This is a genomic window from Caproiciproducens galactitolivorans, from assembly GCF_029266045.1.
GTDB classification, from domain to species: Bacteria; Bacillota; Clostridia; order Oscillospirales; family Acutalibacteraceae; genus Caproiciproducens; species Caproiciproducens galactitolivorans.
The window spans coordinates 1-7158 of sequence record NZ_JAJUFJ010000023.1; the positions used below are offsets into that span (position 1 = coordinate 1).

The 7158-nt window shown below is 51.3% G+C and carries 11 protein-coding genes; 1 reads left to right on the forward strand and 10 read right to left on the reverse strand.

Features of this window, described 5'->3' with window-relative positions; all coding sequences use genetic code 11:
* The 4 genes from P9B68_RS11550 to P9B68_RS11565 all read right to left on the reverse strand — a co-directional run.
* Positions 1–707 (reverse strand): phage portal protein family protein (locus P9B68_RS11550; RefSeq protein WP_277669099.1); only part of this gene is annotated, 707 nt, incomplete at its 3' end.
* A gap of 494 nt (positions 708–1201) precedes the next feature.
* Positions 1202–2044 carry a BRO family protein gene (locus P9B68_RS11555; protein WP_277669100.1) on the reverse strand — a complete coding sequence of 281 codons (843 nt, stop codon included), beginning with the start codon at positions 2042–2044 and terminating at the stop codon, positions 1202–1204.
* Positions 2041–2244: a hypothetical protein gene (locus P9B68_RS11560; protein ID WP_277669101.1), complete on the reverse strand. Its 204-nt coding sequence runs from the start codon at positions 2242–2244 to the stop codon at positions 2041–2043. The genes P9B68_RS11555 and P9B68_RS11560 overlap by 4 nt, the downstream gene beginning before the upstream one ends.
* A gap of 131 nt (positions 2245–2375) precedes the next feature.
* Entirely contained in the window at positions 2376–2549 is a 174-nt protein-coding gene (locus P9B68_RS11565) for a helix-turn-helix domain-containing protein (RefSeq protein WP_277669102.1), read from the reverse strand.
* Positions 2550–2722: 173 nt separating this feature from the next.
* Between P9B68_RS11565 and P9B68_RS11570 the strand changes: the two genes are divergently transcribed.
* The gene (locus tag P9B68_RS11570) at positions 2723–3373 is read left to right on the forward strand and encodes a hypothetical protein (RefSeq protein ID WP_277669103.1); all 651 of its coding nucleotides are present in this window, start codon (positions 2723–2725) and stop codon (positions 3371–3373) included.
* 37 nt (positions 3374–3410) lie between these two features.
* On the opposite strand, the gene P9B68_RS11575 is transcribed toward P9B68_RS11570, so the two are convergent.
* The 6 genes from P9B68_RS11575 to P9B68_RS11600 form a co-directional block, all read right to left on the reverse strand.
* A complete protein-coding gene (locus P9B68_RS11575) occupies positions 3411–5135 on the reverse strand; it encodes a hypothetical protein (protein WP_277669104.1) in 1725 nt (574 codons plus the stop codon).
* 10 nt (positions 5136–5145) lie between these two features.
* Positions 5146–5700, reverse strand: a complete 555-nt coding sequence (locus P9B68_RS11580; protein ID WP_277669105.1) for a phage protein Gp27 family protein — start codon at positions 5698–5700, stop codon at positions 5146–5148.
* The gene (locus tag P9B68_RS11585) at positions 5700–5909 is read right to left on the reverse strand and encodes a hypothetical protein (protein ID WP_277669106.1); all 210 of its coding nucleotides are present in this window, start codon (positions 5907–5909) and stop codon (positions 5700–5702) included. Before P9B68_RS11585 ends, P9B68_RS11580 begins: the two co-directional genes overlap by 1 nt.
* A 106-nt stretch (positions 5910–6015) precedes the next feature.
* Entirely contained in the window at positions 6016–6273 is a 258-nt protein-coding gene (locus P9B68_RS11590; RefSeq protein WP_277669107.1) for a hypothetical protein, read from the reverse strand.
* The gene (locus tag P9B68_RS11595) at positions 6270–6434 is read right to left on the reverse strand and encodes a hypothetical protein (RefSeq protein ID WP_277669108.1); all 165 of its coding nucleotides are present in this window, start codon (positions 6432–6434) and stop codon (positions 6270–6272) included. The genes P9B68_RS11590 and P9B68_RS11595 overlap by 4 nt, the downstream gene beginning before the upstream one ends.
* Positions 6435–6667: 233 nt before the next feature.
* Positions 6668–7158: hypothetical protein (locus P9B68_RS11600; RefSeq protein ID WP_277669109.1), on the reverse strand; the 491-nt coding region annotated here is incomplete at its 5' end.

The following is a 7158-nucleotide window of genomic DNA, read 5'->3' on the forward strand; positions in this document are numbered from 1 at the left end:
AGGCGCACCGCGTATTCAAGCTGGCTCACTTCCTTATCCGGATTGTCCGGGTCCCGGATATCCTCATCCGGCACCACCGCCGACGTGATCGGCGTCCCGAACCGGTCCAGCGCCCGCGCCAGCATCTTAAGCACCGGATCCTTTAACAGCCAGTTTTTCCGCACCGGACGCAAGATGCTGCGGCCGTAATGATTGCCGAAACGTTTGCGGTACGTATAAAGAATCGCTTTTTCCGGCGGGATATCCACTGGCGACCCGGCAAACCAGCGCCACTGCTTCAGCCCCCGGTACTGCCCCGTTTCCCGGTCAACCCGGATTAAAAGCGTCCCGGGATGATACGTCACCAGGCGCTGGAGATACAGCTTATCCCCGTCCGTCCGCCACACAATTTCCGTGCCGGAAAACCCCGCCCACAACGCCGTCAGCATTTCCTCGCACGCCGTATACAGGTTATCTTCCATTTGCTCAAAATTCTCCTGCACAAACTGCGTAATCTTCGGGTTCTCGTGGCTGTATTCGCCGATCTTCAGGAGAATGGACATCGTCAAAAACAACAGCGAGATTTCCACCGTTTCATCGCTATCAATCATCCGCTCATACTCCTCGACCGGCACCGGGTCCAGGTTGCTAATGCAGTCGTCGAACAGGAAAAATGACGTGTCCAGTTGTGAGCCAATCTGTCCCACCTGCGGTTTATATAGCGCCAAACTCTCACCTCCTTTGCCAGGAATGATTGTATTGCTCATCGAATTTATTCATCTGCGCCCAGGCAGAAAGGAGCTCCATGTCAGAATCAAAAGATTGTTGGTTAGCCGACCTCTGCGCTGCCCACGGTAAACTGTCAGCAGCTTGCCGTGCCTCAGATGATCCTCGTTTTAATCCCAATCCATCACGTTGTACACCGGCAGAAAAGCAAATCATTCAACTCCTGGCGAACATTAGTCAGAAATTAGATAAACTGACTTCCAAGAAATAACCACCGGTTTTATTCCGCCGGACAGTCATTAATCTCCCCTTCTAACCTACGAATCGTCAGATATGCCAATATAATCCCCTTAGCAACATCCATGGTAGTTTGATTACACTGTATCGCCTGGGCGTTTTCCTGCAAAAGTGATATAACCCTTTCCGCAACATCCATATTACCATCACCTCCTTTGCCAAATACAAAAGGAGCGCCTTTCAAAAGCGCTCCCATTTGTTAACGTGTGAATGCCTCTACCAACTTCGCCGCCTCCGCCGGCGTCAGTATCTCTTGCAGAGCCGCCGCCAGTTTCTTTGCCCTGTCCGCTGAAACCAGGGCTAATTGTCCCCGCCGCAAGCCTTCCAATATGTCATACACCCAGTCGAAAAAAGCGTCGGCCTTCGGCTGCCGCGACCAGCGGCAAATTTCGTATACCCCTTTGGCGGAGTAGAGGTAAGTATCGTACTGTTTGCCGTCAGTACCTACCAGTTTGGTAGTTACTGAAAATTTATCTAACCTATTTTTGTGGCGCATATGAATTTTTGTAATCGCTGTAGCTGCATCACTATACCCCAGCGCCCGGCCAATCTGCTCCCGCGTCAGCCACAGCTCCTTCCCGTCGCCGTAAAAGTCGCACGCTAGCCCGTCAAACTCCGCCGTCCTAATTAGCGCCAGACCCTGCTGCGCCGCCTTCTTCGCCGCCTGGGCCGTCTCCGCCGCACTGGCGGGAACAACCGCTTTATCTGCGGGACAAACGCACGCCGCCAACCCCTCCAGCCAAGCATGCACTTGCCGCGCCTCCCTGGCCTGCGACCGGCGCGCCAGCTCCATCGCCCCGCGCAAACTGTACAGGCGCTCCGCATGCCGCCCGGCAAACGGCCGTTCAATCATCGCCGTCACCGCCTCGCCCGCCGCCAGGCCGCCCTTGCCCTCCAGCCGGTAAAGCTCCTGCCCCGGCCGCACGTAGCCGAGCAGCTTTCCTAGCTGCCGCCGCACCACCAACAACCGCTGACCGTCCGTATACAAGTCCACCTCTCTCCCCTGCCATACCACCTGCTTTTGCCACCTTATCCCGCTCATGCCTTCGTCCCCCTCGCCCGTACCGCCATCATCACCCGCCGACGGGCGACATCCGTCAGACTGCTATCCAGTACCAAGGCTAAGCAGCAAGTATGATGCATGACCAGATTTGCCTGAAAATCATTCAGTCCCAGCTGATTCCCTTCCAACGCATTGATCAATATCCTAAGCTCGGCATAAATCCTTTCCTTCAATTCCATAAAAAAATACCCTCCTTCGCATAATCACCCTTGCCGAAGGAAGGCTGTCAATGATATACTATCCTTGTACAGCCCACTTCGGTGGGGTGTCGGTGTAGAGAAGCTGTCGACCGCCAAGAAGACCAGCTTCTCTATTTATTTTTCCTGTTTTTTTCGAGCCATTTACTAACTTCTGTTTCTTTAAACCTTACACTGTTGCCATACTTTACATACGGCAATCCTTCCTTGCGCCAACGCCAAAGCGTTGCTAGGCTAATCTTCAGCCACGAACAAACTTCCTGTTGTGTCAAATATTCCTCTTCCACATTTCACCTCCTTTCATTACATATCATAGCATTTCATTTTACTATTGTAAATATTTGTGTCTCAAATTATTTGCGAAAAATTCATTACCAAGCAGGAAATTATAACCAACTTGCTGAATTATTTGTACAATGTTTGACATCAACACACAATAACCGCAAAGGAGATGTTGCCTTTGGAACATATACAGGATAAGAAAGCCAAAGAAAACAAGGAAGGCTGCATCGGCTGCCTCATAATGCTTGTGATCATTCTTCTGGCTGGCAATTGGCTGTTTAATTCCTGTAGTTCACCAAAACCAACCGAGACTACCCAACCAATCACACAAACACAGTCTCAATCTGACCATAAATCTACGATTTCTGCACCAAAATCCTACAATCTTGGTTTTACTAGTGACCAATTTATCCTAAAATTTAACGCTACCGCCGATAGTTTCAATTCAGATCTAAAAGCTAAAAATATTACTCTTACGGAAAAAGAGAAATATAGAGAGCTTACTTGTGAACTTACCGATAACATTATCATAAGCGGCAGCGTCAATAAAAGCGATAATACCGTGCGCAACCTTATCATGTATGGTCGCGGGGATGGAACCCCAAAATCCGGTGCTGAAATAATTGTTTGTATGGGAACGCTGATTGCAATGACAAGTCCAGAATTATCTCCCGATGAGCGCGGTAATCTCTTGAAAGAGCTAAATGTTAAGGCAGATGTTCCTGATAAGACGACAAAAGAAGCTGTCCGTGGAAATATCAAATACGGATTTGGAATTTCAAGAGATATTGGGATTCTCTTCTCTATATCCAATGTTAATGACAAATAATCTCAATCTAAAGCAGCCATTCCGGCTGCTTTTCCTTTTACCATTCAATCCCCGCCACCGCCGTCTCCCCGACCACCGCGCCCGGTTTGTCACCCGACCGGCCGCTGCCGCTTTTCGACAGGTCAATCGCCATTTCCAAGCTGTCGGGACCGTCCTTTTTCCCTTTGGGATAGTTCTTGAGCTGCGTGAGCAGCAGCGTATGTTTTTTATGCACTTTTACATAGCCATTGTTTATACTGGGCTGCATCGCCTCAATCCGGACATCCTTGGGCAGACGGCGATGAAACGGCCGTATCGGTAAATGCAGCCTTCGTTTCATGGCCCGCTTAAATGCCTCGGTTGCGAAAAACGCCTGGAATTGCACATCCTCTATGCCCACAACCTTAAACCGCAGCCCCTGGTTCATATAAAACTCGGCGGTAACAAACAGCGCTTCAATCGTGGCGTCCGGCGTTCTTCTCGCAATATCGGCCGTCAGGGTATACATCTGTCCTGTTTCCCGGTCCGTTCCCAGCACGATGATCGACGAAAAGTCCGATTTCTCCGTCTTGCCCAAACTTGGGTCCACCGTCATGACCAGCAGCATCTTCGCCAGGGGCGGCCGCCCGTCATCGTCATATTCGACCGGCTGGAAAAACTTCGCTTCGCTGGACTTCGGGTCGTTCATCAGCTCCGACCAGAAGGACTCCTCGCCATCAACCACGCGGGCCACCATGATGGAGTAATAACCGTCCGGAAAATTCGGATTTGCATTTTCCCAGAGGATTTTTGCCCCCCGCAGCATTTCCGCCCTGTTCCTGTCGAAGAAAGCGCGGGCATCCTTCTCTCTGGACGGGTTATCCAGATTGGTGAAAATGCGCTTCCATTCGTCCCAGAGGTCTTCCCGTTCCGCAAAAGAAAGAACCGCCCGGTACACCTTCACATCATAACCGGGTGTCCGCGTCAGTTCCGCCAGGAGCGAGTCGTCGTCAATAATAGTGCCGACAACAAAGAAATCCGTGTAAGCAGCCCCGGCGCGCCGCAGCGCCCGCTTATACCATTTCTTCAATTTCTTCCGTTGATCCGGTGTAGCAGCGTTTTCATCGTTTTCCAAGTCGTCAACGATGATAAGGTCAGGCCGTTTTTCCTTGTTGCGGCGGCCCCGGACCTTCATGCCTGCGCCCAGGGCTTCGACAATGACGCCGGTGGCGGTGACAATCTTGCCTTCCTGCCACACCTTGCCTTTGAGATCGCCGAAGTCCTCGCGGATGCGGTCATTGTTCTCCAGCGCGTCCTTAATGTTGGTGATAAAGGACAGCGCCTGGTCATAGCTATCTGACAAAATCAGAATGTAACGCTTTTTCTTATAGACAATCGTCCAGTTCGGAAAAATGAAGTCCCATAGCGTTGTTTTTGCGTGGCCGCGCGGTGCCACCCGCACCACACTGGAGCCGCCGCCCTTTTCCACAACGTCACGGAAATCTTCGCACCATTCCCGGTGGAACGGTGGCATTTCCGATGGAATATATTCCGGAAAGTAGGCGCGGGCAAAATATTCCGGCTCCCGTTCGGCTAAAGCCTTCCGGATACCGGCAGGGCCGAAGAGCGGAGCCTTTTGTTCGTTGATCAGCTTGACTATATCCGGATGAAGGTCGGCATACTGATGCAGCAGCACAATTTCCCAGTATTCCGGTTCCCGTGCCGTTTCTTGGCCGACCAGACGGTTTAAAATATTTGCCTGTTTGGGTTGCGGCGCATTGGCCGCCTTCTTTCTTGTCGCCATAAGGCACCCCCTATCCGGCCGTCAGTTCAGTCCGGATAGTCTCCAGTTTGGCCGCCAGCACAGCTAGTGTTTCCGGCATATCGGCCAGCACCGTCCTGAGCTCATCCATAATCCTGCCCACCGCCGCGCTTACCCCTTGGTCATACTGCAATTTGAGTTTTTCCCGCGCCACTGCGCTCCGTTCCAAGGACGCCACCAAGCGCCCGACCTTATCCAGCGGCAGCGCGTCAAATTCGTCGCCAGCGGTCGCGATTCGCGTCAAGAGCCCCTGCATCATGACTTGGTTTGCCGCTTCGGCTAGATCTGTGCCAGGCTGATCGCGCACAGCATCAATCAGAACTTTCATTTGTTCCCGCGTCTTTGTAATCCGTTCGGCCACTTGCTCAAAGGATGCATGATACCGCTGGATTGACGACTTGGAAATGCGTTCACCGGCTTCCGCTACCGCTTCCATGATATCTTCGTAAATATATCCGTCCGCCAGCATCCGGTCAATGAGCTCCCGGCATTTCAGCCGCTCCACCTTATAGTGCCTGCGGTTTTGTTTACGGCCGCCTTTTGCCATTACAAACACACTCCCGGATCGGAGAGCGTCCCTTCCAGCAAATCAATTCCCTTCGCCGTCAGATTTACCAATAGCAGTGTTGTCCCGAGCAAACTTAAGCCCGCTTCCTTGATTGTCACATAGCCCCGCTCCTCCAGGTATTTGATATATCCCTCCAGTTGCGTAGGCGATGTAGCCATACCGGCGTCCACCAGGCAAACATCCAGCACATTGGACCCCACCGGTTGCGGGTATGAAATCTTACAGACCTTGAGGATGTAGCCCCTGGCCTGTTTGTTAAGCACTGTTCCTAATGCCATGTGTTTCACCACCTTTTTATTTTTGTTCCAATAGCCGGTCAAGCTTCCGGCCGAAGTCAGCCATTGTCCGGATATAGTCCTCGCGCAGGACATACGTGCGCGGCAGGCTTGACTTCATTTCCGTGAGCTCATCCCGCAGTTTATCGGTCTCTTTTTTCCGCTCACTCATATCCCGGTCAATCTGTTCACGCGTCGCTTTCAGAAAATAGGCCACCGCTGTCAACAGCACGCTAATCACGCCCTGCACTGCCCAAAAAACCATTTGCTCCATCATTTCAACACCACCATTCTCCTCCTGGACCGTATTGCCCCTCCCGCCGTACGTTCATACGAATCGTGCGCCATCAGTTCCCGTATATCCCGTTCGCTCAATCGCTCCTTCACCGGCGTTTTTCCATTGCTGGGCGACCGGCATTGCTCCTTGGTTCTTTTCATCCTCATCATCCCTTGATAAAAAATAAAAACCGCCCTGCACGAGAGCGGTTTGCTGTTCAATTTTGTCGACACTTCGACCTATATATAGCATAGCACAATTTTGTTTTATAAACGTCTCGAAAAAGTACCGAAATAGTACCGTAAAAGTACCGTAAAAGTACCGTAAAAGTACCACGATGGGAAAATACTGGCTTCGCGGGCTCTGAAAAATCTCACAAAATGCAAAATGCTGGCTATTGCGCCAGCATTTCGATATATTCCTCATATTCAAGGTAGCCAAATATGGCCGCCGCTCTTGTCACCGTTATATCTCTGAGGCGGTAGTATGTCGTAAGAGATATAGCCAACTCTCGAATGACTGTACTTCTCGCCAAGTTTTTAAAATACTTAAGTTTCACGAATTCCTGTTCATCTTCCGAACACAGCTCTAAAAAACCATTCACAAGCTCAAATTCCTTCAATACCTTAAGCAAACTATCATCGCACGCCTTTTCCATGCCCTCAAACCGTATCGCCCATTTTGCCGCCCCGTCGCTGTGGGTACCTACCGCCCTGATACCGGTTCCATCACCAACCGTTTGCGCACCCAAAGGATAGGCTTCCCTCAATTCGGCCGCCAAATCCCTATGCCGCGCCATCAGGGCCGGGTAAGCATACAAACGTCCTTCCGTCTTGCTAAACCAGCTTTTACTGCTATCTTTAGTTGCCGTCGCCTGCATGCCAT